Annotated in this window: 22 protein-coding genes and 2 tRNA genes; 14 read left to right on the forward strand and 10 right to left on the reverse strand. The window is 44.6% G+C overall.

Annotation, left to right across the window (positions count from 1 at the left end):
* Positions 1-62 precede the first annotated feature (62 nt).
* The gene (locus O8C65_03645) at positions 63-3461 is read left to right on the forward strand and encodes a hypothetical protein (protein MCZ7356004.1); all 3399 of its coding nucleotides are present in this window, start codon (positions 63-65) and stop codon (positions 3459-3461) included.
* Between the two features lie 311 nt (positions 3462-3772).
* On the opposite strand, the gene O8C65_03650 is transcribed toward O8C65_03645, so the two are convergent.
* Positions 3773-3847, reverse strand: a tRNA-Ile gene (locus O8C65_03650).
* 135 nt (positions 3848-3982) lie between these two features.
* Between O8C65_03650 and O8C65_03655 the strand changes: the two genes are divergently transcribed.
* The 3 genes from O8C65_03655 (at position 3983) to O8C65_03665 (ending at position 6266) form a co-directional block, all read left to right on the forward strand.
* Positions 3983-4054, forward strand: a tRNA-Ala gene (locus O8C65_03655).
* Positions 4055-4151: 97 nt separating this feature from the next.
* Complete coding sequence (locus tag O8C65_03660; protein ID MCZ7356005.1) at positions 4152-4922, forward strand: diadenylate cyclase; 771 nt, start codon at positions 4152-4154, stop codon at positions 4920-4922.
* 48 nt (positions 4923-4970) lie between these two features.
* Positions 4971-6266, forward strand: a complete 1296-nt coding sequence (locus tag O8C65_03665; protein MCZ7356006.1) for a DUF1015 domain-containing protein — start codon at positions 4971-4973, stop codon at positions 6264-6266.
* 11 nt (positions 6267-6277) lie between these two features.
* Here O8C65_03665 and O8C65_03670 read toward each other — a convergent pair whose 3' ends face one another.
* From O8C65_03670 to O8C65_03710, 9 genes are read right to left on the reverse strand one after another with little or no spacing between them, the layout of a single operon-like run.
* Positions 6278-6601, reverse strand: coding sequence for an MscL family protein (locus O8C65_03670; protein ID MCZ7356007.1), 324 nt, complete (start codon positions 6599-6601; stop codon positions 6278-6280).
* 52 nt (positions 6602-6653) lie between these two features.
* The gene (locus O8C65_03675) at positions 6654-7325 is read right to left on the reverse strand and encodes a class I SAM-dependent methyltransferase (protein ID MCZ7356008.1); all 672 of its coding nucleotides are present in this window, start codon (positions 7323-7325) and stop codon (positions 6654-6656) included.
* Positions 7326-7332: 7 nt separating this feature from the next.
* The gene (locus O8C65_03680) at positions 7333-8094 is read right to left on the reverse strand and encodes a proteasome assembly chaperone family protein (GenBank protein ID MCZ7356009.1); all 762 of its coding nucleotides are present in this window, start codon (positions 8092-8094) and stop codon (positions 7333-7335) included.
* Entirely contained in the window at positions 8091-8246 is a 156-nt protein-coding gene (locus O8C65_03685) for an RNA-protein complex protein Nop10 (protein MCZ7356010.1), read from the reverse strand. The genes O8C65_03680 and O8C65_03685 overlap by 4 nt, the downstream gene beginning before the upstream one ends.
* Before the next feature lie 18 nt (positions 8247-8264).
* Positions 8265-9056, reverse strand: coding sequence for a translation initiation factor IF-2 subunit alpha (locus O8C65_03690; GenBank protein MCZ7356011.1), 792 nt, complete (start codon positions 9054-9056; stop codon positions 8265-8267).
* 1 nt (position 9057) lies between these two features.
* Positions 9058-9231 carry a 30S ribosomal protein S27e gene (locus O8C65_03695; GenBank protein MCZ7356012.1) on the reverse strand — a complete coding sequence of 58 codons (174 nt, stop codon included), beginning with the start codon at positions 9229-9231 and terminating at the stop codon, positions 9058-9060.
* A gap of 2 nt (positions 9232-9233) precedes the next feature.
* The gene (locus O8C65_03700; protein ID MCZ7356013.1) at positions 9234-9518 is read right to left on the reverse strand and encodes a 50S ribosomal protein L44e; all 285 of its coding nucleotides are present in this window, start codon (positions 9516-9518) and stop codon (positions 9234-9236) included.
* Positions 9519-9523: 5 nt separating this feature from the next.
* Positions 9524-10195, reverse strand: a complete 672-nt coding sequence (locus O8C65_03705) for a hypothetical protein (GenBank protein MCZ7356014.1) — start codon at positions 10193-10195, stop codon at positions 9524-9526.
* Entirely contained in the window at positions 10188-11696 is a 1509-nt protein-coding gene (locus O8C65_03710; protein ID MCZ7356015.1) for a DNA primase small subunit PriS, read from the reverse strand. Before O8C65_03710 ends, O8C65_03705 begins: the two co-directional genes overlap by 8 nt.
* Between O8C65_03710 and O8C65_03715 the strand changes: the two genes are divergently transcribed.
* The 10 genes from O8C65_03715 to O8C65_03760 all read left to right on the forward strand — a co-directional run bounded on the left by O8C65_03715 (position 11658) and on the right by O8C65_03760 (position 19477).
* Complete coding sequence (locus O8C65_03715) at positions 11658-12482, forward strand: DNA glycosylase (protein ID MCZ7356016.1); 825 nt, start codon at positions 11658-11660, stop codon at positions 12480-12482. The two genes, O8C65_03710 and O8C65_03715, sit on opposite strands and share 39 nt — an antisense overlap.
* Before the next feature lie 46 nt (positions 12483-12528).
* Complete coding sequence (locus O8C65_03720) at positions 12529-12738, forward strand: hypothetical protein (GenBank protein ID MCZ7356017.1); 210 nt, start codon at positions 12529-12531, stop codon at positions 12736-12738.
* Positions 12739-12815: 77 nt separating this feature from the next.
* Positions 12816-13940: an OB-fold nucleic acid binding domain-containing protein gene (locus O8C65_03725; protein ID MCZ7356018.1), complete on the forward strand. Its 1125-nt coding sequence runs from the start codon at positions 12816-12818 to the stop codon at positions 13938-13940.
* 124 nt (positions 13941-14064) lie between these two features.
* Complete coding sequence (gene radA / locus O8C65_03730; GenBank protein MCZ7356019.1) at positions 14065-15042, forward strand: DNA repair and recombination protein RadA; 978 nt, start codon at positions 14065-14067, stop codon at positions 15040-15042.
* A gap of 160 nt (positions 15043-15202) precedes the next feature.
* Positions 15203-15877, forward strand: a complete 675-nt coding sequence (locus tag O8C65_03735; protein ID MCZ7356020.1) for a phosphoglycolate phosphatase — start codon at positions 15203-15205, stop codon at positions 15875-15877.
* Position 15878: 1 nt separating this feature from the next.
* Entirely contained in the window at positions 15879-16076 is a 198-nt protein-coding gene (locus O8C65_03740) for a hypothetical protein (GenBank protein MCZ7356021.1), read from the forward strand.
* Positions 16077-16078: 2 nt separating this feature from the next.
* Positions 16079-16960, forward strand: a complete 882-nt coding sequence (locus O8C65_03745; protein MCZ7356022.1) for a site-specific DNA-methyltransferase — start codon at positions 16079-16081, stop codon at positions 16958-16960.
* Positions 16935-17660: a PmeII family type II restriction endonuclease gene (locus O8C65_03750; protein MCZ7356023.1), complete on the forward strand. Its 726-nt coding sequence runs from the start codon at positions 16935-16937 to the stop codon at positions 17658-17660. The genes O8C65_03745 and O8C65_03750 overlap by 26 nt, the downstream gene beginning before the upstream one ends.
* Positions 17661-17729: 69 nt before the next feature.
* Positions 17730-19199, forward strand: coding sequence for a hypothetical protein (locus O8C65_03755; GenBank protein ID MCZ7356024.1), 1470 nt, complete (start codon positions 17730-17732; stop codon positions 19197-19199).
* A 53-nt stretch (positions 19200-19252) separates the two neighbouring features.
* On the forward strand, positions 19253-19477 hold the full coding sequence (locus tag O8C65_03760) for a hypothetical protein (GenBank protein ID MCZ7356025.1): 225 nt from the start codon (positions 19253-19255) through the stop codon (positions 19475-19477).
* Positions 19478-19489 lie beyond the last annotated feature (12 nt).

A 19489-nucleotide genomic window follows, 5' to 3' on the forward strand; every position in this document is an offset into this window, starting at 1 on the left:
CGATAAGATTGAGGATGGAAAAATGTTAAATGCAAATCTATCGGTGCATGAGGAGCGATAGTATGAATCGACCAAACGCTCTTCCGATCAGACAGGAACCAAAAATGAAAAGCTTTCAACTGATCTGGAAAGTGTTTCTGTTCATCGGCGCTTTGCTTGTAATAATGCTTCCTTCAGGTATTGCTGGAAGCATCGCTGCAGCCCAAAATCAGGATGTGGTGTATGACGATAAGATTGCTGAGCAATGGGCTAATGGCACATGGGACTGCGCCAGCGGCGGTTCGCCTGAATATAATCTCTCGCAATCTGAGGTTGTCCACAGCGGCAACTACGCCATCGAGGTCAACCATTCCAGCCCTTACTGTCAAGGTGGATGGGGCGCCCTTGATTTAGATAGAAGAAATGAACAATGGACTGCTCTCTACTGGATGTATCCCAATCAGTATAAGAACCTCTCCTTCTACTTCAATCCCGGACACAGCCTCGATAATCTGGGTGCACTGAGCATCACTGCAGACAACGGCTATACTGTGAGGTTAATAGACTACATCAATGGAACAGCAAGTCCAGATACCTGGTATCACATCAATATCCCCCTTGAAGATTTCAATCGGGGAAACAAGTTTTTCAGGATTGTTTTCTGGTTTACCTCATCTGGCAATCTCCACTACTATCTCGATGATATCTCCCTGGAATGGATAGATGACCCGAATCCGCCTCTGATTTCCAATGTATCGGTCACAAATATTACCTGGAAAAGCGCTGAGGTCAGATGGCAGACTGATGAATATACCAATTCTACCCTTTACTCTGTCGCAGGGGATAACAATTTTTCTTATGAAGAGACGGACTATACCAGAGAGCATAAGATCATACTAACAAATCTTACCCCAAGTACCACCTATCGTGTCCACATCATTTCCAGGGATCACCAGGCCAATGCTTCTGTCTCTGCGAACATTGCAGAGAATTATAGTGAATTTACCACCGCCCCTCCGGATGTAATACCTCCAGTGATAAGCAATGTGTGGGTTTCAGATATTAAATCAGATCGTGCATCAATTTACTGGACGACCGACGAACCTGCAGATTCAAGAGTTTATTATGGTGAAAATAATTATAGCGCCAATAAGACAGATGACAGCCTTACCACCAGCCATCGCGTTGTTATAACTGGACTCAAACTGCTGAATTCGTATCAATATAAGGTAGCTTCCCAGGATGAATCAAGGAACCTCGCTGCTTATGAAGAAACTCCACCGATGAATTTCACAACCACCGCTTATCCAGCAGCCACGCTGCAGGTAAATGCTGCCAATAAGACCCGTCCATTCAGCAGGAATATCCTGGGGGCTGGTCTTGGCAACTGGGCTTTTTGGTGGGGAAGACCATATCCAAATGATTCGCTAAAATTGCGGGAGCTGACCAAACTTATCAAACCGGGAGTTTTGAGATATGCAGGAGGTCTTGCGTCCAACAGTGTCACCTGGGACAGGAATAACACGCAACATTACGCGGCGGGATTTTACGATAAGAATGGCGTATTAACCTGGGGCCAACGCCAATACTATAATCCTGGGGATCCTTTAACGGTCGGATATGACCGCTGCAATGGTACAACGCCCATCAGGGTAGAAAATGCCTACGATAAGGGTTACCAGAAAGATGAGATCGATGCCTTGGCAGCCTTTGCAAAATACGTGGGGGCAGATGTAATGATTGAAGTAGATATTAGCACCTGTGACCCTGAACTCTGGGCTGATATGCTTAACTACACAAATGTTGAGAATAATTATAATTTCAAATACTGGGAACTTGGGAATGAACTGGATCTTGAGAAAGCAGCTGGAAAACCCGTGCCTTTTGGTTCGGAATATGTTTCCAGGTTTAAGAAATACTCCAAGGCATTAAAGGCCGTGGATAATAGCATTCTCATCACTGGTCCGACCACGGCATCGTATTATAATGAATCTTACTTCCGGGCATACATAGATTTCATCGATCCCCTTACATTGGATCCGGAAATCCAGCAGAACAAATCCCTGGATGTTCTAAGTTATCACTATTACCCGCTATGGAACCATGACGGAGGTGTGAAAAGTTATGAGGATATGTTTGCCTTTGACTCTCGTAAGGAAATGGATTCCGACGCAAGGGACAAGAGGGAACTTTTGGATAATCGCAATCTTACAAATACCAGGATCGCTATCTCGGAGTTCAATTCCATGGCAGCCGATCTGGCAACCTCTTATACATTTAACCATGCCAATGCTCTCTATATGGCTGATACACTGGCAAGGCAGGCAAATAGCGGCGCAGATATGATCATGCACTGGGAACTTTATGATCAGCCCTACGACTCTACAGGAAAATTAGATACAAGTTACGGGCTGCTCAATTACAATGGATCCTCTATCAGCATAGGTTACCCGCCGTCAAGAGAAATAACTATAGAAGACAAGTTCTTCCCCATGCCTGTTTATTACACGTATTTCATGTATGCCCAGTTTTTTGGAGACATGCTGGTGCGATCCTCCAGTTCCATGGAGGATAACCTCTCGATCTGGGCAAGTACTGATTCCGCCCAGCCAAATACCTTAAAACTGATGGTCGTCAATCTGGCTGACGAATCTGTTAATGCCACCTTAAACTTAAGTGGTTTTCACCAGACAGGCGGCAGATACTTCGAGATGACTAACGATGACTTTGTGACTGCTCCAGATAAAGCAAAGGTTTTTGGTGGAACGAAAATCAACGGTCTGGAAATTAACAGCAGTTCTGCACAGAGCATTATCGACTCGGCACAAAGGATCATTGATTCTGGTAGACCTGTGAGCGACATGGGAAATTCTTTCAACCATGTTTTCCCGGCCTATTCTGCCACTGTCATCGTGCTTAACACTACTGCTTCACAAATCCAGGGTGTCACAAATCTCAGCAATGTAAGCTATGCCAGCAATTATATCAACTGGACATGGACTGACCCTGCAGACCCGGATTTCGATAAAGTAATGGTATATCTTAATGGAAATTTCCAGAGGAATGTAACCAAAGGTACGCAGTATTACAATGCCACTGTGGCACCAGGAACATACACCATCGGCACAAGAACAGTGGATACTAATGGAAATATTAATGCTACCATGGTGACGCATACTGCAACCACGGTACTCCCATCGATAAGGTTCATTAACGGCACTGTGATGGACAGTGTCAATAAAACGGGAATCGCTGGTGTGAGTGTATCAACCAATACCAGCCTCTCAACAACGACTAATTCGACAGGGTTCTATTCGTTTGCAGTTGCTGAAGGCACATACAGCCTTACGGCAACTTTTGATATATCATATTATACGAATAGCACAATTGTCTCAACGATTGGAAGCGCTGTTGTGGTGAAGGATATTGAACTGGTAAAGAAGCCCACCGGAACTATCACTGGTAGTGTTACAAGTACTTAGTTAAATATTTTTTACGTCCCAGATCTATGATGGTGCGCAGTATTGCATTATAAAGGCGCAACTACTCCAAGATTTTGATATTAAACTTTAATATATATTTCTCAAAACTTCTTGGGAATAGTCACTATAATGCCAGTGCACTTCCAGTGACTCTTCCGCAAAAATCATCGACATACCGGGGCTGAACTCCTACACTCACATGATCTTCTATTGCCTTATCGGATAGTGATTTGTGAAGTTTAAGAAAACGTGCGAAATCTGACTTTGAAAAATCCTGGGTATGGTACGGAGCGCTTTTTTGAAAAGCGCTATGGGCCCGCTGCGATTTGAACGCAGGACCTCTCGGTTATCAGCCGAGCGCTCCAACCTGGCTAAGCTACGGGCCCGAACCAACGCCAATATAACGGCATCTAATTTAAATCTTGTCTTTAAGCATATGGAAAATTGAAAAAGTCGTTCTAAAAAGGTTGAAATAATCGATACCTTTATCTAAGTTTATGCACTATGCAACTCACCTTACTGGGCCGGTAGATCAGGGGTAGATCGCTCCCTTGGCATGGGAGAGGCCTCGGGTTCAATTCCCGACCGGTCCATGTTTTTTTTCATCATTGTTTTTCCCGACCTTTAGCCTTATATTAGTAGACAACAATATCGACAGGAACATAATAAGCGGTACTGAAGTGATTTATTTTGTGGCGGAATATTCTCGCGGACGAAGGAAGGAATATCGCGAAACAGGCAGAAAAAGCCCATGAAGCAGGAGATTACAGTCATGCGAGGGAACTCTATCTAAAAGCAGCCACAAAATTCAGGAATGCGGTTGAGATTACAGAGGATTTCAATGAAATCGGGATATTAAGAACCCTTGAGAATAGTATGAAAATCTCTGCGCAGAAACTCGATGCGGAAATAAGGTTCGCCTCAACCGATAAACTCCAGATTATAGCTGCAAAAGCAGAGGAACCCAAAACAAGTGTGAACGATATTAAAGAGTTCCTAGAAGGCACCGGGATAAGCGAGCAGGTCTTTGAAGCAGTATTGAACGTAGCGCGTGAGATCGGAATTGAAGGGAGAGAAGGCCATGCCATAGGCACAGCGTTTATTGTGGGCGATTCAGAGAACGTCATGGCTAAATCCCGACAGCTTGTATTGAATCCATTTGAGGGGCACAGAAGGGAAAAAAGATTGATCACCGACCCTGAAAATAGGGGCAACCTAAAAGAATTCGCACAGCTGGACGGCGTTTTCGTAATTTCAGGGGACGGAGCGGTTGAAGCCGGGGGGCGGTATATTACCATCGATACCGCGATGGTAAAAATCGCAAGAGGTCTTGGGACCCGGCATTCATCAGTTGCAGCCATTACAGCGGTGACACGGGCTATAGGCGTTGTGGTCTCGCAGAGCGGCGGGGTTATCAGGGTATTCAAGGATGGAAAGATGGCTGCAACAGTTAAACCTTAGAAACATTCATGTTATATATTGACCTTTGAGTGGAAAGGATGCTCAAAGATGGTAGATATCCGACCTTTTAAAGCAACAATACTTAATCCGGAGTTGGAAATCGATAAGCTTGTCTGCCCGGTCTATGACACAATAGACGCTGCCCAGTACCAGAGATTTGCCCGTGAGAAAAATAATATCATCCATGTGACATCGAGAAGAAAGGACATGGAAAGGGATGAATTCATAGAACATGCAAAAAAGAACCTGGACCGTTTTGTAGATTCTGGGATTCTCGTAGAAAGAGAAAAACCCGCTTTTTATATATATGGGATCATGTACACACTCCAGCCTGAAAGCCTTGACCAGCTCCCTGAAAACGAGAGGAGAAGCCAGTATTTTGCTTTTGGATTGGTATGCCTTGCAAGGGTCGAAGAGCTCGGCAAAGGGAACATAGCAGGGCATGAGAATATCTTTGCCGTGAATACAAATGAGAGATACAGGCTAATGAAAGCAGCCATGATGAACTTCTCACCGGTCGCAGCTGAGTACAGCATGCCTGACCACGGGTTGAACAATCTATTTGAAGAATATTTGGGGTTCAGGCGCCCGAAGTTAATAATGAATCCTTTAAGAATGCCGCTTGTAGACGTTACTCTCAACGGCAGCCGGCATTTGCTATGGGAGATCACGGATGATGCTTTCATAGAAAAAATAATAAAGATGGTGTCCGGGCTAAAGCTCCTCATACTCGATGGGCATCACAGGTACACCGCTTCCTATACGATGCGGGAAAAGGATGGCATTGATTATACCCTGATGATGCTGATGGAGGGAGGAGACAGGGCTTTACTTTTACTGCCATGGCATAGAGCTGTCCGGAATTTCAGTGCCCAGAGCCTTGAACGCAAAATAAGGGAGAAATTTGAGATAATGCTGGAGAGCGATAGAAACGATGAAGTGTTCTATTTAAAACTGAGGGAGCGCAAAAACGAATATGATATCAGGCTTGGCATGTATGACGGAAAAAAGTTCAGCATAATCGGGGCTGATGAAAAAGCGGTGAAGAAACTTTCCGATATGCGCGGTGAGGTCATCGGACTTGACCTGATAGTCCTTCATGACTGGTTGATCAACCCTGTAATAAGGGGAAAGCCTGAGGAAGATGTTTCATTTAATGCAAGTCCGGGTGAAGCCATAGCCAGGGTGGATAAGAAAGAATTTGACGTGGCTTTCCTCTTGAACCCATTCTCAAAAAAGGATGTTGAGAGAAAAGCATTTGTTGAGCGCAAGAATTTTCCCCAGAAATCCACGCTTTTCCTGCCAAAAGTTGCCGAAGGGATCGTGATGAGGAAGATAAAATAAAAAATAACTGATTATTTCTTTTCCTTTATTATCATCTTCACGATCGCGAATATCACAAGAGCGATTATTGTGAAATCGATAAGCGCCCCGACAAAATCGCCAATCATGAACTTTATATCGCCGATGTTAAGTGTCGCTGATCTCCAATCACCGCCCGGGATCACAGCCCCGATAATGGGCATGATCAGGTCGGTAACAAGCGCTGTTACAAGTTTTGTGACGGCTGCGCCCACTACAAACGCAATAGCAAGCCCGATGATTCCGTACTTATTTAAAAAATCCATGAATTCCTGAATAAAAGACTTTTTTACTTCAGAATTTTTTACTTCAGCCATAAGTTTTCACTCCTCCCTATGCAATTTTGATTCTATGTTATATGAATTTATCTTACGGTGAACTCAGTAATTGTTCTGCCTTCATTATTATGAAATTTTTCTTGTTTGCATAGACAACCTTGAACCCAAATTCTTCTGCGATCCAATCAAATGTACGCATACAAAAGAAGCATATATGTGTGGGATCGCTTTTATACCACCATTCCCCAAAATTCCCGGCGTTGTCATGAAATAATGTCATTACCGCAAGAAATCCGCCAGCAGCCAGAAGTGATTTAATTTTTTTTATCTCCGCTTTTCCGTTCCTGAAATGCTCGAACACTTCTGTCGATATCACGAGGTCGTACTTTTTTTCCGGGTATTCCGGAAAGAAATACGGGTCGTAGAAATCGCAATCAAAACCATCCCTTTTCATCAATTCTGCCAGGACTGGCTCTGGACCGCAACCGTAATCCAGAACTGATCGGATACCTGGACAATACTGTTTTATAAGGTCTATCTTCTGCAAAAACATCCCGACATATCCTTCATTCGAAAGTGTGTTCTCATGAAGCCTGTAACGCGCCCTCTCATCCTCGGGGGAAAGATGGAAACAATCCGGTACAAAAATCAGCCCGCATACCGGGCATTGCAGATAATTGCGCTTCTGGTGCTTCTCAGCAGGGTTTGAAAATTCGAGAGGAAGAACAGAGTTGCCTTCACAGAGAATACATTTTTGAGGCATACAGGGATCAGCCTATATACCGGAGATCCTCGTCTGATGAAACCGGAGTCTTGCCTTCTTCCATCTCCCGCAGTTTAGCCACTATCTTTTCCATCTCTGAAGCACGCGCTTCAAGAGCAGCCATATCCACCTCTATGTCGAGAATTTTGCAGAGGACTTTCAATACTGCCTGGGCACTTTTCGGGTCGACAAGGTAGCCTGAGGTCACACCCATCAAGCAGGCGGCGTCTATGCCCCGAAGCGCACCTAAACCCAGAAGCAATCCCGAAGCCCCAACGATACCCCCGCCTGGTTCGTTCGCCCTGAATTCAATGCCGTATTCTTTGAGTTCCTTCACGAGTTCGATGTTATTAGCGGCCCCGAGGACCGATTCGGTCTCAACAAGCTGACCAACGCCGTAGCCTCCGAGCGCGTATATCCTCTTTACCTTGAATTCTTCCACAATATCCAGGAAAGCACCGCATAGCTCATAATGCCCTTCGTTCGATGTGCTCTGATGATCTCCAACCAATATCAATAAATCATTTTTACCTTTTGATTTATAGGCATATACCTCATTCCTGACAAGCCTGATAGTCCCATCTTCTTCGACTATTACCTGAGGGGGGAAATGCGGCGAGTATATCTCCATAATCTTTTTTGCTCCGAGTTCCGCCACCATATGCTCGGCAACCAGTTTTCCGACATGCCCGACCCCGGGCAACCCTTCTACAAGAACTGGATTCTTAAGTCGAGGTTTTTTGAACCTAAAAATAATTGTTTCTTTCATTCTTGCCTCTTGGCTAACCGCCTGTATTTTCCGTATCTGTCTTCAAGAGAAAATCTCGCAGGCTGGGAATATTTTGTCTGCAGGCCGCATATGGGGCATACTTCTTTGAGTGTATATCTTCCACACGCGCATTTTCTTATTTTCGATACCATAAATTTGCGGCATTAGTATCAGGTGTTTTCCGGAGTATACCTGTGGAACTCTCCCGTCCCATCTGACTTTTCGATAATATCAATAGCGGATTGCGCGGATTTTTTCAGGATGCCTTCAGCCTTTTTGTAGTCGGGGGCTACCACATGTATCCTGTACCTGGGCGCTCCCGTATAGCTGATCTCGACACTTATGTCTTCCCCATTGACGTTCCCGGCCGCTTTCAGTGCCTTCTTTATATGTTCTATCCCATCAGGCAGAGAACATGTGAGGTCTATATACCCGGCGATTTCCACCTGCGGCTTTTTCAGGTTCTCCTCGGCAACCTTTCTGATCATTTCGGCGATTTCTTTACCGATGCCGATTTCTGTCAGGGGCGAGATGCCATTTCTAGATTTTTCAAAAGCTGAAAAAACGTTGCCAAACTTTTCATAGATCAGTTTTATCAATCCATCCAGGTCTTCCTGGTTTGTCTTTGTGATCTTTGCAACGTATTGTATCCATTTCTCCGCTTTTTGTTCGTTCTTCCAGAGGCGGATCTTTTCCCGGCGCTGGTGTTCATTTACGTCCTTGAGCGAAAGGTCGATGTGATGTTTGCTCTCATCCACATAAAGGACTTTGCAGACTATCTTCTGGCCCTCCCTCACGTGGTCCCTTATGTACTTGACCCAGCCTGAAGCGACTTCCGAGATATGTATCAGGCCTTCCTTATGCCCGTATTCATCAAGTTCTACGAAAGCTCCAAAATCCGTGACCTTTTTGACAGTACAGACTACAAGGTCACTTTCCTCAGGCCATCCGCTCCTCTCCATTTTACTCCAGTACTTCTATTATCTGGGTTTTAACAAAGGCCTTGCCGCCAGTTGGTTCGGCTATGGTCCTTCCGCACACAAGACAGCTTACCGTTGTGCTTGCGCATCCGAAAATGACCTGTTCATTCTCGCAATCATTGCATTTGACTTTTAAAAACCTGCTTCTCGGTTCCATATTCAGCTCTCCACTAATTCAAATTTCCCTGCTCTGAAGCATTTGCTTTTGAGATGTGCCTTTTTACATGTAGAACATCTGTATCTCAGGTTCACACGTTTTGTTGGCTTATCCCCTCCGGGCACTTTTGAGAACTTACCCGAATTGCCAATGCCTGTATGTCTGTATTTTTGCCTCGTTATTCTGGTTAACGTGGAAGCCTGTCCTTTTTTCACCCTTTCCACCACATGCGGCGTATGGGTCCTGCAAACAGGACAGTATGTATTGAATTTCTTTGGTATTTTCACGATGATCACCTTTTAACCGGGATTTGGACGGCTGCTTTGCGATTGATCAATGCTTTAGCGTTCACTGCCGATAGAACAGCAATATCTTCTTTTGCTAAAGTATAATTGCGTCCGTCTACTCCGACAAATGTCGGAATGTCTTTCAGCAACCGCACCACAATGTACTCCTTGCTTATATCCTTTTTGCCTTCAGTATCGCCTTTTACTTCAATGACGCTTCTTATTTCATTAGTTGTCTCTGCGTTCTTTTTTTCCACCGGTGCGTCTTCCTTTGAAGTTATATCCTTTGTTTTTCCCAGGATCTTTTCAGAAAGTTCCCCGCGCCATCCGGTCATCACTTCAAGCAGCCTGTTATAGAATATACGCTCCTCCAGCGTCATCGATTCAAGGTCCTGCTTTTCCTTCTGCTTCGAAGATGCGCGAAGCGACGCTTCTGTGATTATTTTTTTTGTTCTCCTTTCGATAATATGATCTATGACTTTCCGCGCGGTCTTCAGTTCATCCTCGATGATCTCATATTTTGTGCCGTATTTATCCGCAATTTTATGTTTTTCTTCCTCAAGTTCCTGGATCTGCTTTCCAACTTTAGAATAAAAATCCTTTTCAAGGGGAACGAGTTTTGATTTTCGCTCTTCCCTGAGGATATCGTTGAGGTTTATTCTTGCTTGGTCAGGCATATTCTGCTGCTCCGCGGCACATGAGGTATATCGCCGCATATTCAGGCAGGGTGTTGATACCTTCTGTCACTGTAAAGCTTTTTCCTTTCATCTCCACGCAGGAGTTCTGCGGCTTAAGCGGGGATAAAATCTCTATTTTGGTTTCCTTTTCGCTGAAAACCACAGCGTCGTTCAAAGGCTCGAATTTCTCAAATCCATCAAGCGTGAGCGGAACAACACGCATTCCCGACCCGCCGTGCAGCGAGGTGGGCATTCGGATGAGACGTTTGACGTCGGCGGTGACGGGTTCGTCTGTATGAGCGCTTCCTAAATTAATACTGTTTTCTTCGATAGCTTTTTGGACGATCGCATCAAAAATATACGAATCACCGATAATACCTTTATTTTCTATATTCTCCATAGCTTCAGGATTCTGCGCAATCTCTCTCAGGTCTTTTAGTTTGGAGATGGCTTCGGACCTGAAATCCCATAGATCGTTCATTATCAGAATATCTCGAACTATATTGGTGGAAATACCGACCTCACCTGCCATTTTTTGCAGGCCGATTTTTCGGTTCTCATTTTTCATGTTGACAATACGTGTCTTGATATCTTCTGGAACCTTATATGCTGAAACCAGACTGGATTTATAGTGTTTAATTAAACCTATGATCTCATTTTCCGCCTCGGTCTCATCTTTGATTGAAATAGCCTCCAGGAATTGAATTATGTATCGGCTGATACGTTTTCCCCAACCGAACCCACCAGGAACCTCATCAAAAGAATTTATTTTCCTGGGGGATTCCAGTTCTTTTTTCCTGAATTTTCCAGAGTCGTAGACTTTATGTTCTGCTGATTTGAATAAAAAGCCAACGGTCAATCCCGTGCCGCTGACATAATCCACTATCTCCCTCCGTTCCGCACTCTCAAGCGACAGCACCTTCGGGTCGCGCACATGTATGTGGTACCCGCGCCCTCCTGAGAACACAATGCTCGTATTATCCTGTGAAAATCCAAAATCCTCAAGAAGAAAATCAAGGAGCTTTTTCGTTTCAGTTTTCACATTGGAAAGCATCTCTGCATACGACCTTGCTTTCATCGGCAGATGGTCTGCATCAAGGTCAAATATAAGATCTGCCCCCTGCCACTGCTTTTCCTTCATGGTCGCAGCGCCCGGGAACTGGTAATATGCCGCCGAATGATATACATGCGCCGGAACCATGGCCCTGAGATACTCAAGCGTCTCGTCCTCACCTGAAAAAGCCTTGTGACGCCGCATCACCACCTCAGGCAGCTCATCAAAGAAGATAAAACCCCATTCCCGCCGCGTAAAATCGGTAGGCAGAACAAGGCTTGCATTTCTGTAATAATCCCCGAACCTTTTCCGAAGATGCTGTTTTGTCCTGAAGTTCATGAGATTTTGCTTATTGTTTTCTACCCATAAAACCGTAATGTATTTCAGGCCTGTGAAATATCCTTGAGTGTGTACCGTGTTAATGCGAACGATTTTAACCTTGACCATACGCTCTCATGCGGCCAGGTTTTCAGGTGGGAAAAAAAGGAAGATTGCTGGGTGGGTGTTGTCAATGGCGCGGTTGTCAGGGTAAAACAGAAAGGCGGAGAACTTATAATCAATTCCTCACTGGGCGCGGAATTTATCAGGCATTACTTCAGGCTTGACGATGACATGGAGCGCATATATTCTGAAATCAACAAAGATAAGGAAATGGATTCATTGATCCAGAAATACAGGGGGCTGCACCTCATTCGCCAGGATCCGTGGGAATGCCTTGTATCGTATATATGTTCGAGCAATAATACGATCAAAAACATCACGAATTCCATGAGGCGCATGTGCGAATGCTTTGGCATGGAGATTGAGAAAGGTTATTATTCGTTCCCGACCCCCCAGGCGCTTGCAGAAACAGAACAGTGTGACATGGAACAGTGCAGGATGGGTTTTCGCGCTCCCCGGGTACTTGAGGTTGCATCCATGATAACAAAAGGTGAATTTGACCTGTGTGGGATAAAAGACCTCTCCTACGACAAAGGGCGCACGGAACTTGTGAAAATAAAGGGCGTGGGGAACAAGATAGCGGATTGCGTGCTGCTCTTTGCCTTCGGGAAACTTGAATCCTTTCCTGTGGATACGCATATCGAACAGATCATGGACAGGTTCTACGGCGAAAATTTCAGGAACGCAAAGAAAAGCAAGAAGAGGGAGGCGATAGCTGAGTTCGCGCACAGATATTTTGGGAGATACTGCGGGTATGCTCAGGAATATTTGTATATGGAGGATATCGGGTAATTATGAAATCGAAGCTTTATATCACAAAAAGTCGAAGTGATATTTGATGGAAAAAGTTGATATTAAAACTTTGAAAGATTTGAAGAAGTTGAAGATCGGGGAGACCTATGAGGTTCATGAGTGGGGAATTGAACCGGAGATAATCGAAGAAAGAGATGCAAAACTGCTAATCAAGAACAAGCAGATTGAGATTCCGGTGAGCAGAGCAGTATACCGGAAACTGAAAGGTAAAAGGATTGTTTTCAAAGTACGGTGATATAGCTTTTTGCTCTTCAGAGGTTTTTTAATTAAGAACCATAAACCTTTTATCCGACCCTTTCTTTTTAGAACACCATGGTGAGTTTCGAAGAGATTGAAGAGGTCTACAAAAGGCTTGAGGGTAAACTCAAACCTGAAGAATTCAAGGCAAAGGTGGAAGAAAAAGTCACGATGATGAACGGCCTGTGCGACTCAAAGACCGCGGCGATGCTGGTCGCAAGCGAGATGGGGGTCAATGAGACCGTCGATATCAAGGATATGACGGCTGACAGGGGCAATGTGGTCTTCATGGCAAAGGTGCTATCTGTGAGCGACATCCGCGAGTTCTCGCGCGATAATGACACTGTCGGGCGCGTGGTCAACCTGACCCTCGCTGATGGCACGGGCTCCATTAAGGCCGCGCTGTGGGACGAGGCGGCCGACCTTGTCAAGATAGGAGATATAAAAGTCGGCCAGAGCCTCAAAGTGAAAGGATATATTAAAGGGGGGCAGAGGGGTCTTGAGGTCAACGTGGGCAGGGGTGGGGTGGTGGAGCATGTGGATAAAGAGGTCAGCGTGAGCCTGAAACCCCTGAAGATCAATGAGGTCAAAGCCGGAATGAACGGCCTGAACATTGCAGGCAAGATAGTAGACCTTGGAAGTGTGAGAACGTTCCAGCGCAAGGACGGGATCGCGGGAAAAGTAAGGAATATCACTATCGGGGATTCGACTGGCAAGATAAGAGTGACGCTCTGGGACGGAAAAGCTGATCCTCTTGATTTCAAGGTCGGGGATTCTGTGGAGCTGATGAACGCTTACTCCCGTGAGAACACGTTCAGCAACCAGACCGAACTGCAATTAGGATCGGGCGGGAGCATGGTGCACAGCAGTATTGTTGTTGATTATTCTGAAACCCTTACGCCCATAGCTGATATCGGGATAAACTCTGCCTACAGCGTAGCTGGGCATGTCTCCGGGCTTGATGAGATTCGGGAGTTCGATCGCTCCGATGGCACTAAGAGCAAGGTCGCCAACATCTATGTCTCCGATGACACGGGGCGCATAAAAGTGGCGCTGTGGGGCGAACACGCCGACCTTGTCAAAGAAATGGACATCGGGAGCGAGATACGCATCATCGATGCATATGCGAAGTCTGGAAGGAACGAAGAGGTTGAACTCAGTGCAGGCTCCCGGACACGCGTTCAGGTAATGCGCAAATGAACAATAATTATACAGATAGTATTACTTTCACCCCGCTCCGGGAAGGTATATAATATCGCGTGATGATTAAAAATATGATAATTGTGCACCAAACAACAAATAAAACGTGCACTGGAGAAAGAATATGGCAGAAAGAAAGGGATTAGAAGATCTACCGGGCGTTGGGCCCGCGACAGCAGAGAAACTCAAAGAGGCAGGTTATGGCTCGATCGAAGCTATAGCAGTGTCGTCATCCTCAGAACTTGCAAGCATTGCAGAGATCGGGGAATCGACCGCGCAGAAGATCATAAACGCGGCGCGGCTGGCAGCTGATGTTGGGGGGTTTGAGACTGGCGACCTGGTGCTTGAGCGGCGAAAACTCGTGGGCAAGCTCAGCTTCGGCACGAAAGCTTTTGACGACCTGATGGGCGGGGGCGTAGAGACCCAGGCAATAACCGAATTCTACGGCGAGTTCGGCTCAGGAAAGACGCAGGTGGGCCATCAGATGGCTGTTAACGTGCAATTGCCCACCAGTGAAGGTGGGCTTGGAGGTTCTGTGATAATCATCGATACGGAGAACACCTTCCGGCCTGAGAGAATAACCCAGATGGTAAAGGGGTTATCTGCAAAAAAAGGCGTGGACTACGATCCCGAAGAGTTCCTGAAAAACATCCATGTTGCAAAGGCATACAATTCAAATCATCAGATATTACTTGTAGATACCGCAATGGAGCTTGCGAACAAATTAAAGGATTCGGATAAACCCGTGCGTTTGCTGATCGTTGATTCTCTCACGGCGCATTTCAGGGCAGAGTATGTTGGCCGGGGAACGCTGGCAGACAGGCAGCAGAAGCTCAACAAGCACATGCACGAGTTGATGAAGTTCGGAAGCCTCTACAACGCTGCCATCCTTGTGACCAACCAGGTGATGTCAAAACCCGATGCGTTCTTCGGCGACCCCACAAAACCCATAGGGGGGCATATCGTGGGACATACGGCAACATTCAGGCTGTACCTTCGCAAATCCAAGGGAGAAAAGAGGATAGCGAGGCTTGTGGACTCACCCAACCTGCCTGAGGGAGAGGCTATATTCTCGGTCACCATGGAAGGGCTTAAGGATTAAAAGCTACATTATGGAGGTAAAAACCGCAGATAAACGCAGATGAACGCAGATTTATAGCGACGCATCTGGGTTTATCAGGTTATTCCGGTTAGTGTTCATAAATTGCCGAAATCTAAGAAATATGCTATAGCTATGTTGTTTTTCTTAAGGCTCTGAGGTTATGGAATTCAATGCAATCGTGGTGGACGTGGATGGGACGATTACCTACAGCGACAGGAGCATCGATTGCCGGGCAGTCGAGGCGCTGCGAAGTCTTCATGTGCCCGTTGTGATCGCCACCGGGAACATCCTGTGTTTTGCACGTGCGGTCGCGAAGCTCGTTGGAACGGGGGGCATCGTGATAGCTGAGAACGGCGGTGTTGTTGAATGCGGCATCGTAGAATCCGATACCTCACACATGAAGGAGTGTGAGGAAGCGTTTGAGTTACTGAAGGAACATTTTGACCTTGAGAGGCTTGACCCTGAATATAGGAAAACGGAGATCGGGTTGCGGCGGAATTTTGATGTGAGGGAAGCAAGGTTGCTTCTGAAGGATTATCCTGAAGTGGAGATCGTGGATACGGGTTTTGCTGCGCATATCAAGAGCAGGATGATAAACAAAGGCACAGGGTTAAAGCGAATCGCTGAACTGATGGGACTGGATGCGAAGGATTTTGTGGCCATCGGGGATTCGCCCAACGACATCGAAATGCTGAAAGCTTCGGGATTCGGCGTGGCTGTTGGGAATGCGCATCCTGCGGTGAAGAAGGTTGCGGATATGGTCACGGAGGAGGAGCACGGGGCAGGGGTGGCGGAGGCGGTGGGGTATTTGAGGGAGAGAGGAAGGATAAGATAAAATGGGAACAATTGACAAAGAAGAGATATTATTTTATATCACAAAAGAAACAATACAGTACGAAGCGATGAGGAAGATAGGCAGATATCTAACCGATGAAGAATTAGATGTAGCCAAAAAAGGACTAGAATGGGGTCTGATGACCGATATTGATACAGTTTACAATACTATTTTGTTTGAAATGATACAAACGCAATAATTATGAAAAAGATTTGCACAAAATTACATTTGGGCGATTGCAAAGAAGTTTTAAAAACGCTTGATAGTAATTCAATTGACCTGGTTTTCACTTCACCGCCTTATGCTGACCGCAGAATACATACATATGGTGGTGTTAAGCCAGAGAATTATGTTGAATGGTTTTTGCCTATCAGCGAACAACTTTTAAGAGTTCTTAAACCTGATGGAACTTTCATTTTAAATATTAAAGAAAAAGCCGAAAATGGCGAGAGACATACTTACGTCTTGGAATTGATTTTAACATTGCGAAAACAGGGCTGGCTATGGACGGAAGAACTTATCTGGCACAAAAGAAATTGTTATCCCGGTAAATGGCCTAATCGTTTTCGTGATTCCTGGGAAAGACTTTTACAATTTAATAAAACTAAAAAATTCAAAATGTATCAAGAAGAAGTTATGGTCCCTATTGGCGATTGGGCAAAAGACAGATTAAAACGTTTAAGTGAAGTAGATAAAATTAGAGATAATGCAAAAAATGGTAGTGGCTTTGGTAAAAATGTTTCGAATTGGCTAAATAGAGATAAAGCTTATCCAACAAATGTCTTACATTTAGCTACTGAATGCAATAATAAAAATCATAGTGCAGTTTTTCCAGAAGCTTTACCAGAATGGTTTATTAAATTATTCACTAAAGAAGATGATACCGTTTTAGACCCTTTCATGGGTTCAGGAACAACTATTGTTGTAGCACAGAGGATGAGACGGAATTCCATAGGCATAGATATTTTGCCTGAATATTTCGAGATAGTTAAAAATAAAATAAGTCCAGTTCAATATTACTTAGTTGAAGAAAAAGGAATTTATGAAACAAATAAATATGAACGATGTTCAGAAATATGTTGAAGAGAACATCGGAACTTTCCATTCAAAAAGGTTACAAAATCTTGAAAAACTCAAATTAAAGCGTGTCTTACAAAGAAAAAATCCGTATCTTTTTAAAGCTAAAAATATTTTAACTGCTCAAGATTTAGTACAAAATCTTCTTGATGCTTACTTATCTTCTCAGGAAGAGACAATTTTTGGAGATTTTCTTGAAGGTCTTGCAATTTTTATTTGCAGTAGGATTTATGATGGGAATAAGTCGGCAGCTGAGGGGATCGATTTAGAGTTCAGTAAAGATGGGATAAAATATCTCGTAACGATAAAATCAGGACCAAATTGGGGAAATAGTGGTCAAATCAAAGATATGAAGAAATCTTTCATTAAAGCGATAAAAATTCTAAATACCAATAATCCTAAAATTCATGTTGTTGCTGTGAATGGTTGTTGTTACGGACGATCGAAACAAATAGAAAAAGATGGCTATCGAAAACTATGTGGTCAAAGATTTTGGGAATTTATTTCAGGAAATGAAAACCTGTATACAGAAATAATAGAACCTCTTGGACATAAAGCAAAAGAAAAGAATGAAGATTTTTTAAAAGCCTATTCAAAATTAATTAATAAATTTACGTTTGAATTTGGAAGAGATTTTTGTTTAGATGGAGAAATAAATTGGGACGCTTTGGTAAAATTCAATTCATCAATTCAAAAGCCAAAATAAAAGAGCAATAGATACCAAAAACCTCCTCGAAAATCTATCTCCTCATTCCATATTTACCAACTCACACTGATGACCACCGAACCACTCTCCCTTGCAAAATATCTCGCTTCATCCCGCGCCGAGTTCGCGCTCTCCGAGATGAACCTGTACCTCAGCAGGAAATACGAAGAAAAAAAACTCTATGAGATCTTAAAGCCACACTTTTATGACCTCGATCTCTTTTGTGATGCAAGTTTTAAATGCTCGAAAATCGTTAAGCGCCCGCTCCCTGCTGACGAGCAGGTTATCAGAGAATTGGAGCGCTCCTTCAAATCACCTCGCCTTCCGGCGCGCATCGAGAAACTCATAGAATCCCATATCGAGCGCTCCTGCGGGAAAAACTGGCACAAGGGAGAAACGGCGCGGCTTATCCGCGAGAACATCGTGAAGCAGAAAGAAGAATACTGGAAAGGTGCATCGCAATATCCGAAGATCAGGATAATATCCTACCTGCTTTATCATTTCCCGGTTTACTTCTGTCAGTTCCAGTATCTGCTGCTTGACCTGTTGAAGAACGGGCTGCTTACCACAAAAATGAGCATCCTGGATGCAGGCTCAGGCCCGGGCACGATCACCCTGAGTACTATCGATTTTTTTGAGAAATTGCTTGACATTTACTCAAAGAAAAATATTGATGTGAAAATGAACATCAGGTTCGATTCCATCGAGAAAACTGAAGAAAACATCGATTGCTATAACGAACTTACTTCGGATTATCTCTCAAATATCGGGAACGCCAATATCTCCATGAACGAACCGATCCATGCGCCTCTTGAAACCGCAAAGCTCCAGGAAGATTTCGACCTGATTGTATTCTCAAATGTCCTTGCCGAGATGAAAATGTCCCCTGTAGAGCGCGCGAATGTTGTGGGAAGAATTGCACAGGGAAGCAGCACAACGATCATCATCGAACCTGCCGACCTTGTTAATTCAAAGGCCCTGCGCATTACCCAGCATGCCCTCGTTAAGAAAGGCTTCACAATCGTCAGCCCCTGCACGCTCATCTGGGGCATGGGCTGCAGCGGCGAGAACTGCTGGAGCTTCCAGGAAACCGGGAATATCCAGGTGCCCGGGTTCATGAAAAAAATAGCGGACACAGAGGAGCAGTACAGGTACATAAACACCGACATGAAGTTCTCATCCGTGATCCTCCGAAAAGACGGGATGGAAAAGCGCACCTACAAAGCAAAAGGGAAATTCGTGCGCCTCTCGAACCTGAAAAAACATATCGAAAAAAGGATCAATGTGGTTGCCTCAGTGATGTCGGGAAACCTCGGGGATGAGAAAAACCTTATGTTCAAGGTATGCGATGCCACCACTTCCATTCCAAGCTATGCCGTGCTTCCCTCCTACCACATCAATGAAAACAATAAAAAGCTCCTGGAGGCAGGATACGGCGACATCGTGGAGATATTCGGCACCCTTGTCAGGGAGAACAAGGAATTTTCTTCCTACAATCTCCTTATCACGCGAAACACCACAGTCATGCCTGTGGAATGATCATTTTTTAGAATGTGGTTATTTTATATAATCAAAGAAAAGAGTATTATGGAGTGATTATTATTGCCGAAGACCGTTACAGGTACATGTCCATCAGGCAGTTGCAGGATATTGTGGACGAACTGAAAGAGGAAGCAAAACATAACCCCGAGTGTGACGCTGAGCATCAAATAGCCTACAAAGCTCTGCAGGACAAGATCCGGGAAAGGGACAGGCATAGACCAAAATGCATCCCCACCCGATTCGAACACGAACTTGACCTGATGGAAGAGTTCTGAATACATATTGAA

The sequence above is a fragment of the Candidatus Methanoperedens sp. genome, assembly GCA_027460535.1.
Taxonomy (GTDB): Archaea; Halobacteriota; Methanosarcinia; order Methanosarcinales; family Methanoperedenaceae; genus Methanoperedens.